At 45.9% G+C, this 17,005-nt stretch carries 13 protein-coding genes; 10 read left to right on the forward strand and 3 right to left on the reverse strand.

Going from position 1 to position 17,005, the window contains the following annotated elements; translation table 11 throughout:
- Positions 1 to 39: 39 nt before the first annotated feature.
- Together J7623_RS11675 and J7623_RS11680 are read left to right on the forward strand one after the other, a co-directional pair.
- On the forward strand, positions 40 to 1,488 hold the full coding sequence (locus tag J7623_RS11675) for a DUF1800 domain-containing protein (protein WP_291920395.1): 1,449 nt from the start codon (positions 40 to 42) through the stop codon (positions 1,486 to 1,488).
- 81 nt (positions 1,489 to 1,569) lie between these two features.
- A complete protein-coding gene (locus tag J7623_RS11680) occupies positions 1,570 to 2,775 on the forward strand; it encodes a DUF1501 domain-containing protein (protein ID WP_291920397.1) in 1,206 nt (401 codons plus the stop codon).
- 122 nt (positions 2,776 to 2,897) lie between these two features.
- Here the strand turns inward: J7623_RS11680 and J7623_RS11685 are convergent, their stop codons facing one another.
- From J7623_RS11685 to J7623_RS11695, 3 genes are all read right to left on the reverse strand, one after another.
- A complete protein-coding gene (locus J7623_RS11685; RefSeq protein WP_291920399.1) occupies positions 2,898 to 3,410 on the reverse strand; it encodes a hypothetical protein in 513 nt (170 codons plus the stop codon).
- Positions 3,411 to 3,537: 127 nt separating this feature from the next.
- A complete protein-coding gene (locus tag J7623_RS11690; RefSeq protein ID WP_291920401.1) occupies positions 3,538 to 5,586 on the reverse strand; it encodes an oligopeptide transporter, OPT family in 2,049 nt (682 codons plus the stop codon).
- A gap of 154 nt (positions 5,587 to 5,740) precedes the next feature.
- Entirely contained in the window at positions 5,741 to 7,465 is a 1,725-nt protein-coding gene (locus tag J7623_RS11695) for a peptide MFS transporter (RefSeq protein ID WP_291920402.1), read from the reverse strand.
- A 169-nt stretch (positions 7,466 to 7,634) separates the two neighbouring features.
- Here J7623_RS11695 and purD point away from each other — a divergent pair, with 169 nt between their 5' ends.
- From purD to J7623_RS11735, 8 genes are all read left to right on the forward strand, one after another.
- On the forward strand, positions 7,635 to 8,912 hold the full coding sequence (gene purD, locus J7623_RS11700; protein ID WP_291920404.1) for a phosphoribosylamine--glycine ligase: 1,278 nt from the start codon (positions 7,635 to 7,637) through the stop codon (positions 8,910 to 8,912).
- A 354-nt stretch (positions 8,913 to 9,266) separates the two neighbouring features.
- Complete coding sequence (locus J7623_RS11705) at positions 9,267 to 10,289, forward strand: rod shape-determining protein (RefSeq protein WP_106527013.1); 1,023 nt, start codon at positions 9,267 to 9,269, stop codon at positions 10,287 to 10,289.
- An 88-nt stretch (positions 10,290 to 10,377) separates the two neighbouring features.
- Positions 10,378 to 11,265, forward strand: coding sequence for a rod shape-determining protein MreC (gene mreC, locus J7623_RS11710; RefSeq protein ID WP_291920408.1), 888 nt, complete (start codon positions 10,378 to 10,380; stop codon positions 11,263 to 11,265).
- Positions 11,262 to 11,771: a rod shape-determining protein MreD gene (gene mreD / locus J7623_RS11715; protein WP_291920410.1), complete on the forward strand. Its 510-nt coding sequence runs from the start codon at positions 11,262 to 11,264 to the stop codon at positions 11,769 to 11,771. Before mreC ends, mreD begins: the two co-directional genes overlap by 4 nt.
- Before the next feature lie 205 nt (positions 11,772 to 11,976).
- On the forward strand, positions 11,977 to 13,914 hold the full coding sequence (gene mrdA / locus J7623_RS11720) for a penicillin-binding protein 2 (RefSeq protein WP_291920411.1): 1,938 nt from the start codon (positions 11,977 to 11,979) through the stop codon (positions 13,912 to 13,914).
- A gap of 31 nt (positions 13,915 to 13,945) precedes the next feature.
- On the forward strand, positions 13,946 to 15,232 hold the full coding sequence (gene rodA, locus J7623_RS11725; RefSeq protein WP_291920413.1) for a rod shape-determining protein RodA: 1,287 nt from the start codon (positions 13,946 to 13,948) through the stop codon (positions 15,230 to 15,232).
- 128 nt (positions 15,233 to 15,360) lie between these two features.
- A complete protein-coding gene (locus tag J7623_RS11730; protein WP_291920415.1) occupies positions 15,361 to 16,113 on the forward strand; it encodes an MBL fold metallo-hydrolase in 753 nt (250 codons plus the stop codon).
- A gap of 5 nt (positions 16,114 to 16,118) precedes the next feature.
- On the forward strand, positions 16,119 to 16,976 hold the full coding sequence (locus tag J7623_RS11735) for an AraC family transcriptional regulator (RefSeq protein ID WP_291920416.1): 858 nt from the start codon (positions 16,119 to 16,121) through the stop codon (positions 16,974 to 16,976).
- Positions 16,977 to 17,005: the final 29 nt, after the last annotated feature.

The raw sequence follows: 17,005 nt of genomic DNA on the forward strand, positions 1-17,005 counted from the left end.
CCATACTCCATTTAATAGTCTTATTATAAATTAATGCTTATGGCCGAAGTTGCCCACAAAATTCAGCTGCAACACCTTGCCTGGCGCGCTGGCTTTGGAGAAACCCTGCCCGTTATCACAGATTGGGATAGTCGTAGCCGAAAAGGACTCGTGAATAAAGTGCTCATCGGACACACCAGGAAGCCAATGGCTTCTGTGGACGTAATGGATGCAGATGATTTTCCGGATGCTAAGAAGCGTAAAGATATGACGCCGGAAGAACGCAAGAAAGTGCAACAGATGAATACCCAGGGTATCAAAGACCTCAACGTGGCCTGGGTAAACTCCATGATCAGGACTGAACATCCGCTGCGGGAAAAAATGAGCCTTTTCTGGCATGGACATTTTGCCTGCCGTACAGAAAATGTATTATACAATCAACAACTGCTGAGTGTTATCAGGGATAATGCCCTCGGCGATTTCGGAGAGCTGTTAAGTGCTGTGTCTAAAAGTCCTGCTATGCTGCAGTTCCTGAATAATCAGCAGAACCGTAAGCAACATCCTAACGAAAACTTCGCCCGCGAAGTAATGGAGTTATTCACGTTGGGCAGAGGTAATTATTCAGAAAAAGATGTGAAGGAAGGCGCCAGGGCCTTCACCGGATGGGGATTTGACGAGAATAACAATTTCGTATTCCGCGAAAAGCAACATGATGACGGCATCAAAACATTCCTTGGTAAACAGGGAAATTTTAATGGAGATGATGTACTGAAAATACTATTGGAGCAAAAGCAGACAGCCAGGTTTATTACAGCAAAAGTTTATCAATATTTTGTTAGTGAAATACCCGACCAGGGCCGTATACAGGCATTGGCGGATAAATTTTACAACTCCGGCTATAAGATCAAATCATTGATGCAGGAGATATTTATGGCCGACTGGTTTTATGACAGCAGCATTGTAGGGAACCGTATTAAATCGCCGATAGAGCTGCTGGTGGGCATTCGTCGCACCATTCCCATGACTTTCGAAAAAGAAGAAACCATGTTATTGTTTCAACGTGTGTTGGGACAACTGCTTTTTTATCCACCTAATGTAGCCGGCTGGCCTGGCGGGCGTAGCTGGATAGATAGTTCCAGCCTGATGTTCCGGCTGCGGGTACCACAGGTTATTTTATATTCCCAGGCATTTAATGTGATGCCGAAAGAACTGACACCGGAAATGGGAGAAGGCAATAATTATAAGATGACACTGCAAATCAATGATTTTCTCAAGAATCAATTTTCGAAGAAAGTGAAAGCTACCATCGACTGGAACCCTTATATACAGGGCTTCAACGATGTGCCCCGTGAAAACCTGGCCAACGAAATTGCGGGTATACTGCTACAACAAACCAACCAGATTAACCGGCCCATGCTGGAGAAGTATGCTGATAGCAGCAGCCGCGAAAACTATATTAAAACCGTGACCATTGATGTAATGAGCACACCGGAATATCAATTGTGTTAACCGTTAGCTTTTAGCTATCAGCTTTTAGCCTTTAATAAGCGGAGCGGGTAGCTGGAAGCTAATCCCTAAAAGCTAATAGCTATGCTGATTCTCAACAGGCGTCGTTTTTTACAGGTAGGGTCATTGGCTTCTGCAGCCATGATGATGCCTAAATTTCTGAAAGCGCTGGAACGCGGCGCCCTGGTGCCTCCGGGCAATAAGGTATTGGTAGTGATCCAATTATCCGGTGGCAACGATGGACTAAATACGATTATTCCTTACCGGAATGATATTTACTATATGATGCGTCCGCAATTGGGAATCAAGAAAGACGTGGCGTTGCGGCTGGACGATAACCTGGGTATACATCCTGCCCTAAAAGGATTGAAAGGGTTGTACGATGATGGTTGCCTGGGCATTCTTAATAACGTAGGATATCCCAACCCGGACCGGTCGCATTTTCGTTCCATGGATATCTGGCATTCTGCCAGCCAGTCCAACGAATACTGGTCTGATGGCTGGATAGGACGTTACCTGGATGCGCAGTGTAAAGGCTGCGACAGACCTACACAGGCGCTGGAAATAGATGATACGTTGAGTCTTGCCTTGAAAGGGCATAGTGATAAAGGTCTTGCAGTAACAGATCCGGCGCGGCTTTTCGGTACCAGCAACGATATGTATTTCAAGGATTTGATGCGACAGCGCAAGCCGGCAGATGATCATCACAGTAATGTTGATTACCTGTATAAAACAATGGGAGAAACCATTTCTTCGGCTGCTTATATTCAACAGCAGTTTAAGACGTATAAATCCACTGAGGCATATCCCAATACTGAGTTGGGAAGGAACATGCGAACTATTGCGAACCTCATTATGTCCGACATCAATACAAAAGTATATTACGTATCGCATGGCAGCTTTGATACCCACGTGAATCAACAAGACCAGCAGGCGCGTCTCTTTGGGCAATTGAGTGATGCGTTGACGGTATTTACCGGTGATCTCAAAAAAAATAACCGCTTCCAGGATGTAGTGGTAATGACTTTCTCAGAATTTGGACGCAGGGTGAGTCAGAATGCCAGCGGTGGTACCGATCATGGCACTGCTAACAACATGTTCCTGGTAGGTGGTGGTTTAAAGCAGCCTGGTATTATTAACGATGGACCAGATTTGATGAATTTGAGAGAAGGGGATTTGCAGTATAAAGTTGATTTTAAGAGCGTATATGCGACCCTGTTAAATAAGTGGCTGGGTGCTGATGACAGGGCCATTCTCCGGCAGGAGTATTCCCATATGGATTTTGTGTAGCGGAAAGCAGAAGGCATAAAGCATAAAGCTATTGAGGCGAATGATTAAAGCGGATATGTGAAATACATTCGCTTTAATCATTCGCCTCAATAGCTTTATGCTTTATGCCTTCTGCTTTCTGCTTATTGACTCACCTGTGTAATCGTTGTTCTGAAAGAACCATCTCTTAGGCCGCGTGGCCCGCCTGCGCCGGTGGTTTCTTTCAGTGTACCGCTAAAAGTACCTTCTACCATCATATTATCAATGCGGGTAATGGTGATGTAGAAGTCGGCGCTACCTTCGGAGGTGAGGGTAGTGTAGCTGCTATTCAGCATGATAAGGAGACCGTTCCCTTTTTTGGTAGCCGGATAAGTACCGGGGGTAAATGGCAGCGTAGGTGCAGCCAGTGTAAAAGAGAGCTGATCACCTCCATAAGTTTGTGCGGTAATTACCATACGGGGAAAGTCATTATTGGGATCGCTGTCTGTCAGATCCGGAACGTAGATAATACCTTTAGGGGTTTCAGCCAGGTAAATCCGGTTATCCAGTTTCATTGACACATATTTACGTTGGCGGCTATCATCTTTTTTATCTTTTGAGCAGGAAACGGTCAGCAATACAATGGCGCTGAGCAGAGCCGTGACTAATATACGCATAGGTTATATTATAAACAGTTTTAATTATTCCGCGACTAAATTAATCATTTAAATACAAAAACGAATGCCGGTAACGGATTGTTACACCCACTTACCGGCATCGCCTGTATCTTGAAAAGTTGGCTAATTATGCTTTACGTGCGGTACGGTATAAATACCAGCCCATAAACGCAAAAAAGGCGCAACCTATTATGTAATATCCTCCCTGTCCCAATATATTGCTCAGGAATCCCTGCATATTCAATTTGGCCAGTATTTCCGAAGTAGAATCGAATCCGGCGAGAATGGCAATGATAACGCCTGCCACGGCGCCACCGGCCACCAGTCCTGTAGCAAAGAGGTTGCCTTTGCCCAGTTCTTCTTCTTCCGGAGAAACTGTTTTATTCGCTTTCTTTTGTTTGTGATCCACCACGCCACGAATAGCGCCACCTACAAAGATGGGTAAGGTAGTAGACAGCGGCAGGTATGCACCTACGGCAAAAGACAATGAATTTACGCCACACAGCTCCATCACAACAGACAGGAATACACCTACCAATACAAATTGCCAGTCGAGGTTAAACGACAGAATACCTTTTGCCAGTGTAGCCATGAGCGTGCCCTGAGGTGCCGGATAGTACGAGGTGCCGATCGCATGATCTTTTACCCCATGTGCAATCATATCTGCCGTAGGCTTGTCCAGAAACTTCACGGTTAAGCCAATCACAATAGAAGATACAATGGCGCCAATAAACAATGCCAACTGCTGGTACATGGGTGTAGCACCTACAATATAACCGGATTTAAGATCCTGTGAAGTACCTCCCGCATTGGCAGCAGCAATACAGATCATACCACCTACTACGAGTGCCATGGGTTCATATACTTTGCCGGTCCAGCCTACAGCAATAAACACGAGGCAGGTACCCATCAATGTAGCGATGGTCATACCGGAAATAGGATTATTGGAAGAGCCGATCAGGCCTACAATGCGGCTGGATACGGTAACGAAGAATGCGCCGAATACTACCACCAGTAAGCCTACCAGTAATTTTTTACCGATAGAATCGCCTGGTAGTTGTGGCAGAAATGCCATCAACAGGATAAGGGCAATACTACCAAATAACACCACTTTCAGGCTAAGGTCTTTTTCAGTTCTTGGTACCTCTCCTTTGGCGCCGGTGCTGTCTGCACTACCTTTTACTGCACCGATGCTGCCTTTGAAAGAAGAGATAATAGTAGGGATGGTTTTCAGTAACGTGATGAAACCGCCTGCTGCTACGGCGCCGGCGCCGATCTGTCGTACATAGGCATAATATATAGCAGCCGAGTAATCTGCGAAGGTATGGGTGACTGGATCCCAGTTCCCTTGTCCGCCGGGTGTTTGCAGGTTAGCGAGGTAGCCTATTTTAACCAGTTGGGTAGCAATTACATCTGCCGGTAAAAGGGATGCCAGCAAAGGAATGAGTGCCAGCCAGGAAAGTACGCCACCAGCCACCAGTACGCCCGCAATGCGGGGACCAATGATATAACCTACACCCATATATTCTGGTGTAACATCCGCACTGATTTTGGCAGAAGGGAAAAATTTGCTGGCCTGTTTGGTCATGTATTCCGGCGTTTCCGCAATCACATGAAAGATCTTTTGAAAAGCAGCGTAGGCAAAAGCGAAGCCCAGTCCGTAGAAAGCTGTTTTGGCGAAGTCCCCTCCTTTCTCTCCGGCAATAAGTACATCGCCACAGGCGGTACCTTCCGGGTAAGGCAGGGTTTTATGTTCTTTTACAATCAGTGATTTTCTCAGGGGAATCATCATTAATGTACCCAGGATACCACCGAAGATGGCGAGAATCAGGATAGTGAAGTAGTTGAAAAACTGTGCACCGCCCCCGTCGCTCAGGAACAGGAAGCCAGGTAAAGTAAACACCACACCTGCTGCGATAGACTCACCCGCAGAGCCGGTAGTCTGGATGATATTGTTTTCAAGGATGGTGGTGTTGAAAAATTTTCTTCCTAAAGTAATGGCAATAACGGCAATAGGGATAGAAGCGGAAACCGTCAAACCTGCTTTCAGCGCCAGGTATACAGTGGCGGCGCCGAATATAATACCGAAGATACAACCCAGTAAAATGGATTTGAGGGTGAACTCCTTCATTTGTGCGCCCGGTGGTACGAACGGCTTAAAGTTAATGTCAGACATGTTGAGAAGTTGTTGTTAAGGATAATACACGAATATAGCAGAAAGCATAAAGCAGAAAGCAAAAAGCTATTGAGGCGAATGATTAAAGCGGATATTATACTCGCTCAGATCATTCGCCTCAATAGCTTTTTGCTTTATACTTTATGCCTTCTGCTTACCGAACACCATTCATCCATTTTTTCAGGAAGCCGGAAGACAGGAAAAGCAATACGGCAGCCGCTCCTGGCAGGATCACAAATACCATGAAGAACTCATAGAGGTTGTGAATAGTAAAGCCTGCAAAGGTAGGGTAATGCGGATCCAGTTTAAGGTCTTTTAATTTATCCAGTTGTTGAGCGGTAGCGGTAATAGTACCATCCAGGATGCCTTTCAGGTCAATACCGTTTTTGGTAGCCAGTTCGTATTTGTCCATAGTAGGCGGCAGCAAAGCACCGAGTGTACCGGCCAGCGCGTAACCAGCGGCATTAGCCAGGAACCAAACTCCCATCAGCAGCGAAGAGAAACGATGAGGCGCCAGTTTAGCTACGAGTGATAACCCAATAGGCGACAAGCACAATTCACCCAGGGTATGGAACAGGTACATCAGGATTAACCAGCTTACACCCAGTTTTTCGTTGGCACCCAGGCTCTTCATTTGCCAGGCGATAATTAAGAAACCAAAGGCCAGTAAAGCAAGTCCTAATGACTGTTTAACCGGGGAAATAGGTTCCATATTGCGCTTTTGCAGTTTCACCCATAACCAGCTGAAAGGCAGTGCAAATACGATGATAAAGATAGAGTTGGCGTTTTGTACGAGGCTTGGTGGCATATCCCATCCAAAGAGGCGGCGATCTGTCTGATAGTCTGCGATGAAGGTGAGGGAAGAACCAGCCTGTTCAAAACAAGCCCAGAAGAAGATCACAAAGAAGGCTACGAAATAGATCACCGTAATTCTTTGTCTTTCTACTTTGGTAATAGATTTATCGGTCAGGATTAATACTGCGAGGCTGATACCGGATGCGTAGATAAAAGGGTAAACCCATTCTTTGATCACATCGTGGTCGTCGGAGAGCGACAAGTAGTGGATACCTGCGAAAAGGGCGAACAGTAAAACCACTACGCTGGCAATAGCGCCGCTGGTGAATTTAGCTTTGTCTGCTTCACCCGTAGCGGTAGTGCCGGCGGTTTTGGAGAAGTTTGGTTTACCACCAATTGCCTGGCCGCTGGGCGTTACTACGTATTTGTCTTTCAGGAAGTAAAAGAGGATGGTACCCAGGAACATAGCGATACTGGCGGCGAGGAAGCCCCATTTGAAGGCGCTTACAATTCTTACGCCGGTAGCTTCAATTTTCACGTCGCCCAGGATAGGGCAAATGGACATACCCAGGAAGGCGCCCATGTTGATACCCATATAAAAGATAGTAAAGGCAGAATCGAGGCGGCTATCATTTTTAGGATACAGCTGACCCACCATAGAAGAAATGTTGGGTTTGAAAAAGCCGTTACCGATGATAATCACAAAAAGGGCCAGCCACACGATTAATTTAGCGGTGTCAACGTTGGTAGCATACAGCACGCCGCTTAATACCATCAGCAATTGACCCACACCCATTGTAAAACCTCCTAATATAATACAGTTCCTGTTTCCAAGGTACCTATCGGAGATATACCCGCCGAGCATTGGGGTCAGGTAACATAAACCGAGGAATCCTCCATACATAATGGAAGATTGTTTTTCAGAGAAAGCCAATGCATTTACCAGGAAGAGCGTTAATAACGCCCGCATACCATAAAAATTAAACCGTTCCCACATCTCCGTGGCAAATAATACTGAGAGCCCTTTAGGGTGACCTTTTTCCGAGGCAATAGGGGACTCTTGTGCAACAGCAGTTTGCATCATAAATTGGTTAGTTTTAGCAATAGTTGTTTAGATTTCGAGAACCTTTAAATATGGCAAGTTAAATAAAATCAGTTATTCGCGTAAAAAAATGGTATAAATGCTCATTTTTTGCGCTTTTTTGATCTTTCTTTGCATTTTCTTTCGCATCTGCATTTATTAGGCAACTCATATGAACATACTATTACTTGGAAGTGGTGGTCGGGAACACGCACTGGCCCTTAAAATGTCACAAAGCCCGCTTTGCGGTCAACTGTTTATTGCGCCGGGTAACGCCGGAACTGCTCAATGTGGTCAGAACGTAAACATGGGCGTGAGTGAATTTGAGAAGATAAAGTCCTTTTGCCTGGACAACGCTATTGATTTGGTGATGCCGGGATCTGAAGAAGCCCTGGTAAACGGGATCTACGATTTTTTCAAGAAAGACCCTGCCCTGCAGCATATCCCGGTAATGGGACCTTCACAGGAAGGTGCCCAGTTGGAGGGTAGTAAGGCGTATGCGAAACTTTTCATGGAGCGGCATAAGATCCCTACTGCCGGCTATCGCGAGTTTAATGCCCAGAATTATGAAGAAGGGCTGGCTTATATTCAACAGCACTCCTTACCAATTGTACTGAAGGCTGATGGCCTGGCTGCTGGTAAAGGCGTAGTGATCACCACTTCTTATGAAGAGGCAGCAGAAGAGTTTCAGCAGATGATTAAGTCTGCCAAATTCGGAGAGGCGAGCAAAACAGTGGTGATCGAGGAATTCCTCACAGGAATCGAATTATCAGTGTTTGCCATTACTGACGGGCATTCTTATAAAATATTACCGGAAGCAAAAGACTACAAACGTATTGGTGAGGGCGACAAAGGCCTGAATACAGGTGGTATGGGAGCCGTATCTCCGGTACCATTTGCGGATGCTGCTTTCATGAAGAAGGTGGAAGATAAGGTGATCCGGCCTACTATTGAAGGCTTGTCCAAAGAAGGAATTGTATACCATGGTTTCGTCTTTTTTGGCCTGATTAATGTAGGAGGGGAGCCGTTTGTAATTGAGTATAACTGTCGCATGGGGGATCCGGAAACGGAGGTAGTGATGCCGCGTTTAAAGAATGATTTACTGGAGTTGTTCAATGCTGTATCAGCTGGAAAACTGAATGAACAAACAATTTACGCCGATGAGCGTGCGGCCGCTACCGTTATGCTGGTGTCGGCTGGTTATCCGGAAGCGTATGAAAAGAATAAAGTAATTAAAGGTATTCCGGCTCCGGGCCGCGACCAGATTGTGTTTCATGCCGGTACCCGGCAGGAAGGCAACGAGGTGCTGACCAACGGAGGCCGGGTACTGGCCATTACTTCACTGGCCGCCAACCTGTCCATGGCACTGGCTCATTCTGTACAAACAGCGGAGCAGATTGCATTTGATGGGAAAGGATATCGCCGGGATATAGGGTACGAATTTGTGTAGCTTTTAGCTATTAGCTGTTAGCTATTAGGGATTTAGGCGAGTAATTAACCGCCAGTGTCCTAATAGCTAACCACTAAAAGCTAAAAGCTGTTGCTAAGCTACAGTAGGGAGGACTGGTACAGGACATTTGAAAAGCGGGACTTGTAAAGGCGTAATTTTAGGCAGTAGGAACAATTAAAACGGGTTAATCCCGTTCATCTGGTCGGAGCATAAAGAGAGCTGTTACTATGCCGTTTGCACAACAAATAACTTTTTTTAATATTTAGCTGTATTATTGCAAGAATATCCATTTTTTGCATCGTATATTCGTTGGAATTATTCATTTTTGCATTCTAATTTTTGACCGTATCAACAATGGGATTTTTTAATTTTTTAACGCAGGAAATCGCGATTGATCTTGGTACAGCGAACACGCTGATAATTCATAATGACCAGGTGGTAGTGGACGAGCCTTCCATTGTAGCGATAGAACGGGCTAGTGGCAAAATTGTGGCTGTTGGAAAAAAGGCCATGATGATGCACGAAAAAACACACGAATATCTTCGTACTATACGTCCCCTGAAAGATGGCGTGATAGCGGATTTTAATGCCGCTGAGGGAATGATCAGGGAACTCATAAAAATGATTTACCCCAAAAAACCACTGTTTGCACCCAGCTGGCGTATGGTAATCTGCATTCCTTCCAGTATTACGGAAGTGGAAAAGAGAGCGGTACGTGACTCTGCAGAGCAGGCAGGCGCCAAAGAGGTATATCTGATCCACGAACCAATGGCAGCTGCCCTGGGTATTGGTATCGATGTGGAAGAACCGGTAGGAAACATGATCATTGACATAGGCGGTGGTACCACCGGTATTTCAGTGATTGCCCTGGCAGGTATTGTTTGTGACCAGAGTATCCGTATCGCGGGTGATGAATTCACCGCCGATATCATGGAAGCACTGCGCCGCTATCATAGCTTGCTGATCGGTGAAAGAACCGCAGAACAGATTAAAATACATATCGGATCTGCCCTGAAAGAACTGGATAACCCACCAGATGATATTCCTGTTAACGGACGAGATCTGGTAACCGGTATCCCCAAGCAAATCATGGTATCTTACCAGGAAATTGCGGAAGCCCTTGATAAATCTATCTTTAAGATCGAAGAAGCCATCCTGAAAGCGCTGGAAACAACGCCTCCGGAGCTGGCATCAGATATTTACCGCAGAGGTTTATACCTGACCGGCGGCGGTGCCTTACTGCGCGGACTGGATAAACGTCTTACCCAAAAAATCAAACTGCCGGTGCATGTAGCAGACGATCCGTTACGCGCCGTGGTAAGAGGTACTGGTATTGCGTTAAAGCATGTTGGTAAGTATCCGTTCCTGATGCAATAAAACTATTTTGACGTTTACGGATTGGAAGATGCCGTTAACACCATTGAAAAATCCGTAAACGTCTAAATCTCAAAACCAGTGCGCGCTTGTGCGAAATTTAATCATTTTCTTTAGGCGATACTTTAACTTCTTCTTATTTGTGCTGCTGGAAGTGATTTGTCTGGTACTGGTGTTCCAGCATAACAATTTTCAGCGCACTGCCTACCTCAGCTCCGCCAACGACATCAGTGGCAAATTATATGACAAGTATAATAATGTGCAGTATTACTTTCACCTGAAATCGACCAACGATAGCCTGGTGAACGAAAACATGCGACTGCATAATGCCCTCAGATCCAGTTACGACAGCATGATTACCACCAACGGAATAAAAGTGGATACCGTGCGTCAATATAGCGATGACACTGCACACAAGGTAATCGGTACACAAATCCGCCGCTACGAGTACTTCTCCGCCAAAGTGATCAACAACTCTATTAATAAGCCTGTTAACTACATTACTATTCACCGCGGCAGCCTGCAGGGAATCCGGCCTAATATGGGTGTCATCAGCAGCAGTGGCGTGGTGGGTGTGGTAAGAAGTGTAAGCGATAACTACGCCGTGGTACTATCCATGCTGTCTAAATCCAACTCTGTATCCATCAGCGCCCGCCTGGGACAAGGAAAAGAAATGGGTTCTGTACACTGGGACGGTGAAGATGCCGGCTATGCCCTGTTGAAAGATGTACCGAAAAGTGCAAAAATCCATAAAGGCGATACCGTAGTGACCAGTGGCTTCTCTGCCCTGTTTCCCGAAAATATTCCTATCGGTTATGTAGAAAGCATTGCCATAGGCGATAAAGCCAGCACCTCGTTTACTATCCGTTTGAAATTGGCTACCAATTTCTTTAACCTGCAATATGTGTACGTGATAGAAAACCTGCTGAAAGACGAACAACAACGATTGGAAGACTCAACGTATAAGTTGATTAAATGAGTATACTGTTAAGAAATATAATCCGCTTCATACTCCTGCTGTTGATACAGGTGTTTGTGCTCAATGAAATATTGCTGCACCAGCTGGTGAGTCCATATCTTTACATGCTTTTTATTCTGGCACTGCCCTTTAACCTGCCACGCCCCATGCTTATGCTCATGGGACTGTTGATGGGGCTTTCCCTGGATATGTTTATGAATACACCCGGTATGCATGCTGCAGCCTGCGTATTCATTGCTTATCTACGCCCGTTTATTATAAATATCCTATCGCCACAGGGCGGATTTGAAACCACCCAGAAAACACCGTCCATGACCAGCATGGGCGTGTCTCAATTTCTTATCTACGCCGCCATCCTGGTGTTGTTGCATCACGCCTTGTTTTTTTCTCTGGAAGTGTTCGGAGCAGGCAATATATTGTACCTCTTAATGAAGATTGTTTTTTCAACATTAGCCAGTCTTTTCCTGATTGTACTGTATGAACTGCTGTTCTTTTCGAGGAAGTAACATTAGCCAGGATAGCAGAAAGCAAAAAGCAGAAAGCAAAAAGCTATTTTCGCGTAGATATAAGCGGAGAATAGAAAGAAGATCATTGAGTATTAGTCTAAAGCTATCTGCTAACAATAAAACACAATAACTTTGTGCTTTTAGCTTTATGCTTTCAGCTCAAAGCAGCAGCCCGATTTATTTTTGAACTAAAATATGTCCGTCCTTGTCAGTATTTAATCAGCCCAGGAAGAGAGTAATACAGATGATTATACTGGGGATGGTAGTTCTGATCATCACCCGGTTATTCTTTCTGCAAATTGTGGAGAAGAAGTACGCCAAGCTGGCGGATGCCAACGCTGTACTGCGTAAGGTAATATATCCCAGCAGAGGGATTATCTATGACCGGCAGAACCGTAGCATCCTCGGTAATGATGTGCTATATGACCTTGTGGTCACTCCTGCCAGCGTAAAAAATATTGACACCGCCTATCTCTGTAATATCTTAAATATAGATAAGGAAGAATTCAGAAAACGTATTCTTACTGCCATCATCAAAAATGGCCGGGTAAGACAATCCGTTTTTGCTCCCCTGCTGGCACCTGAAGTATTCGGTCAACTGCAGGAGAGTATGTACCTGTTTTCACCCGGCTTTGAACTGGTACCCCGGCAAATCCGCTCCTATCCTTACGCAGCAGCTGCCAACATCCTTGGATATATCGCTGAAATTTCTCCGGCGATGTTGAAAGATACCGCCAACTACGGCTCTTATAACTCCGGCGATTACCTGGGCTTTACAGGACTGGAGAAAACCTATGAGTCCGTGTTGATGGGGCAACGCGGTATTCAATACCTGATCAAAGATAACCTTAACAGGCCCCAGGGCTCTTATGAAAACGGGGAATTCGATAGCGCCGCAATTGCAGGTAAAAACCTGCGCCTGTCGCTGGACATTGAATTACAGGTACTCGGAGAAAAGCTCATGAAGGGTAAATCAGGTAGTATTGTGGCCATAGATCCGCAAACAGGCGGTATCCTGGCCATGGTGAGTGGTCCAAGCTTTGACCCTAACCTGCTTACAGGACCTTACAGAAGCGCCAACTTCAGCAAGCTTTATACTGATACCACTAAACCGCTCTTTAACCGTGCTATCCAGGCAACTTACCCGCCAGGCTCTACGTTTAAACCGATGATCGCACTGGTAGGACTGGATGAAGGAGTAATTACGCCGAGTTTTGGTTATCCTTGCGGAGGTGCCTATTATGGCTGTTCGCGCCCTATCAAGTGTGAGCACCATGATGCCGGGCACGCTGCCAACCTGCGACTGGCACTCTCCCACTCCTGTAACTCGTACTTCTCGCATGTATATCGCCTGAGTGTGGATGCCGGCAAATTTGGCGGCATCAAAGTGGGTGGTATGCAGAAGTGGGCCGATTATATGAACAACTTTGGCTTCGGACATAAAACAGGTGTGGATATCCCCAGTGAAGGACGTGGACTGGTACCCGACAAAAAATATTACGATGCCCGTTACAAAGGGAGCTGGAACTCCTGTACTTCCGTGTTCCTGGGTATCGGACAAGGTGAGCTGCTGTTAACACCGCTCCAGATGGCCAACGCCATGTGTATTGTGGCTAACAGGGGCTCCTACTATATTCCGCACTTCGTGGCCAGTATTGATAATGATAATACTCATTTGCTGGATAAATACAAACAAAAGCACCAGGGAGCCCAGATCTCCGATACGGCGTATAGTGCGGTAATCCATGGTATGACAGACGTGGTGGAAAGCGGTACCGGCCGTATTGCGCAGATTGAAGGGATTACCATTGGTGGTAAAACCGGTACTGCAGAAAACTATGGTATTGTAAATGGGGTGAGAACCAAACTGAAGAACCATGCGATGTTCGTGGCCTTTGCACCAGCAGAGCATGCGCGTATAGCCATTGCCGTGGTAGTGGAAAACTCCGGTTTCGGTGCCAAGTATGCGGCGCCTATTGCCAGTTTGATGATGGAGAAATACCTGAAAGATAGTATTTCTACCAAGCGTCAGCCGTTGCTGAAGAGTGTAATGGAAACAGTAACGATAGATGCGGCGATGCTGGCCAAATCACACCTGGACTCATTGAATAGTAATGCTGTCATCAAAAAGAAAAAACCTTAACCCAATCATCGAATAAACCGAAAAATTTATAATGAACCGCTCGCAAGCCAAACTGACACAAGGGATAGACTGGCCAATAGTTGGCCTGTACCTCGCATTGGTGATCATCGGCATTATGTCCATTTTTGCTGCGGAATACCGGGGGGACGATAATATATGGCAGGATATTCTGCATCCCGGAAAGAACTATTCACGCCAGTTAATATGGTTGGGAATATCGTTGGTCCTGGCGGCGATTATCTGGCTTACCGACAGTAAGTTTTTTACGGCCACGGCAAACCTGGCGTATGCGGGAGGGTTGCTGCTGTTGCTGTTGGTGCTGGGCATCGGTAAAGATGTAAAGGGGTCGCATTCCTGGCTGGTGATTGGGGGATTCCAGTTTCAGCCGGCGGAACTCACCAAGCTATGTACGAATCTTGCTTTAGCCAAATATTTGTCATCACAGGAAACTGATTTTAACAAGCTGCGATCGCGGTTAATTGCTGCTGCCATCGCTCTCATCCCGGCAGGTATTATCATCTTACAGGATGAAACAGGGTTGGCACTGGTATATTTCTCTTTCTTCCTGGTGATGTATCGCGAAGGCTTACCTGGCGTATTACTGGTGATTGCTTTTTCCGGTATTGTGTTGGTATTATCGGCATTGCTGGTAGAACGAAATATACTATTTGGCATATTTACGGTCATCACAGCGCTGGTCATCTATTTCAGCCGGCGCGAAATAAAACGAAAGCGAGCGAGACTAGTGCTGATTTTAGGCGTATATGCTTTCTGCGGACTCTTCGTCATGTTTGTGGTGCCGTTTGTGTTTACCAAAGTATTGAAAGATTACCAGGTGCGTCGTATTGAAGTAATGCTGGGCAAGGAAAATGACCCGAAGGCCACTTACAATACCCGGCAGAGTATGATTGCCATTGGATCCGGCGGTTTCTGGGGAAAGGGGTATCTTAAAGGGACACAAACCCGTTACGACTTCGTACCTGAACAAAGTACTGACTTTATCTTTTGTACCATAGGAGAAGACTTTGGGTTCTTCGGCAGCGTGATTTTCCTGGCGATTTATGTGGCGCTGCTCTTCCGGATCATTTTTGTGGCTGAGCGACAGCGATCGACCTTTACGCGAGTCTATGCCTATGGGGTGGCCAGTATCATCTTTTTCCACCTTGCCATTAATATTGCGATGACCATTGGTTTGGCGCCTGTTATTGGGATTCCATTGCCACTGGTGAGTTATGGAGGATCCTCTCTCATGACCTTCACAATGATGATATTTATCCTGCTTCGCCTGGATGCCGACCGGCAGATGGTGTTGAGATAGCGGAAAGCGGAAAGCGGAAAGCAAAAAGCTATTGAGGCGATTGATCTAAGCGAGTATAATATCCGCTTTAATCAATCGCCTCAATAGCTTTTTGCTTTCCGCTTTCTGCTTTCCGCTATCTTTGCATTATGGCGAGAATTATTCCATTATCCGAAGGGTCATTTACCGTAGACGGGACCAAGAAGTTTCTTCCTTTCAACCGGGAAACAGATAGCATGCAGGATCGCCCGCACGGTTCCCTGCTGGTTGAAATACAACCATTCCTGGTGATTACAGACCGCGATTATATTTTATTTGACACTGGTTTGGGTTTCCGCAATCCGGATGGAGTATTGCAGATCCATCAGCATTTGATTGATCATGGAATTAATCCTATGGAGATTACCAAGGTGTTGATGAGTCATTTACATAAAGATCACTCCGGCGGTGTATCTGCGGAGGATCCTATTACAAAGGAGCGTACGCTTACGTTTCCCGGAGCTACGTATTATGTAAATAATGAGGAGATGTTGTATGCACTGGAGCATTCCGGTAAATCATATCTCGCCGAAGATATTATTTTATTGCAGCAGCGTGATAACGTAGTGTTTACCAGCGGCAATGGTGCTATTGATGACTATATTCATTATGAAGTAACAGGAGGCCACTGTCCTTACCACCAGGTGTTTTTGGTAGATGATGGAGAAGATAAGGTATTTTTTGGAGGAGATGTGGCACCGCAGATATCCCAGATGAAAAGTCGTTTTGCTGCCAAATATGACTATGATGGCAAGCGCAGTATGGAGTTACGGCAGGAGTTCCTGGAGCGTGGCAAACAGGAAGGATGGACATTCCTTTTCTACCACGATACCAAAGAACCTTTTACCAAGTTCACTAACTAACCACCATGTATACCCTGTTTGATAATCTGACGCTTACGGGGCAGTATGCCATTAAAACATGGCAACAGGAAGGCCATCACTGGGCTTCGTATAGCCTTTACCGTGAACAGGCCGCACATGAGTTATATGTACCGCATACCATACTAAACCTGGTATTACAGGGAGAAAAAAGAATGTATGATGGCAAACAGGTACATTTCCTGCGTGCAGGAGATGCCTTGCTGATTCCGGCAGGAACGCTGCTTTGTTCGGAGATACTGCGGCCACAACAGCAGTATAGGAGCATTAACCTGGTGATACGGGATGAAATGATCCTGTCAGAGTTGAAGTCCAGGGGGCGGCAGCCGGCGGCCTGTTCCAAGGCGCTCACCACCTTGCGGGCTGATGGCCAATGGCAGAATTTTGCCCAATGGTTGTTACCTCATTTTGCGGAGGGATATACAGGGCCGGATTATCATGAAATAATTTCCCATACACTTCATTTGATTAATAAGGATGCCGGTGTTAGCGCTATGCTGGCCAGGGCGGTGAAGTATCCTTTGCCGGACGTGATGGAAAAGCTGAGTATTCATTTGCCGGAAGTGCGGCTGTTGGAGGAAATGGCGGTCATGGGACATATGAGTACGGCTACCTTGAAGCGTCGTTTCCGCCATCTTTATCATTGCAGTCCGATGGAATGGATATGGACGAAGCGATTACAAATGGCAGGTTTCCTCTTGAGAACCACCGGGCAATCTATCCCTGAGATTGCCTACAGCGTTGGATTTGAAGATATTCCCCACTTTTACCGGCAGTTCAGGCGGTGTTTCAAATTAACGCCCTTGCAATGGCGTAAAATGGAAAGTGATCTTTTCAGCAAATAGCTGCATGTGGTAATACGCTACATTGCAGA

Origin of the sequence: Chitinophaga sp., from assembly GCF_017745275.1 — a bacterium.
Classification (GTDB): domain Bacteria; phylum Bacteroidota; class Bacteroidia; order Chitinophagales; family Chitinophagaceae; genus Chitinophaga.

Bases quoted from the DNA above. Each gene is read 5' to 3' on its own strand.
- J7623_RS11705 (WP_106527013.1), top strand. From the start codon at position 9,267: ATGGGATTTTTTAATTTTTTAACGCAGGAAATCGCGATTGATCTTGGT.
- J7623_RS11735 (WP_291920416.1), top strand. From the start codon at position 16,119: ATGTATACCCTGTTTGATAATCTGACGCTTACGGGGCAGTATGCCATT.
- mreD (WP_291920410.1), top strand. From the start codon at position 11,262: ATGAGTATACTGTTAAGAAATATAATCCGCTTCATACTCCTGCTGTTG.
- J7623_RS11730 (WP_291920415.1), top strand. From the start codon at position 15,361: ATGGCGAGAATTATTCCATTATCCGAAGGGTCATTTACCGTAGACGGG.
- purD (WP_291920404.1), top strand. From the start codon at position 7,635: ATGAACATACTATTACTTGGAAGTGGTGGTCGGGAACACGCACTGGCC.
- J7623_RS11680 (WP_291920397.1), top strand. From the start codon at position 1,570: ATGCTGATTCTCAACAGGCGTCGTTTTTTACAGGTAGGGTCATTGGCT.
- J7623_RS11685 (WP_291920399.1), bottom strand. From the start codon at position 3,410: ATGCGTATATTAGTCACGGCTCTGCTCAGCGCCATTGTATTGCTGACC.
- J7623_RS11675 (WP_291920395.1), top strand. From the start codon at position 40: ATGGCCGAAGTTGCCCACAAAATTCAGCTGCAACACCTTGCCTGGCGC.
- J7623_RS11695 (WP_291920402.1), bottom strand. From the start codon at position 7,465: ATGATGCAAACTGCTGTTGCACAAGAGTCCCCTATTGCCTCGGAAAAA.
- J7623_RS11690 (WP_291920401.1), bottom strand. From the start codon at position 5,586: ATGTCTGACATTAACTTTAAGCCGTTCGTACCACCGGGCGCACAAATG.
- rodA (WP_291920413.1), top strand. From the start codon at position 13,946: ATGAACCGCTCGCAAGCCAAACTGACACAAGGGATAGACTGGCCAATA.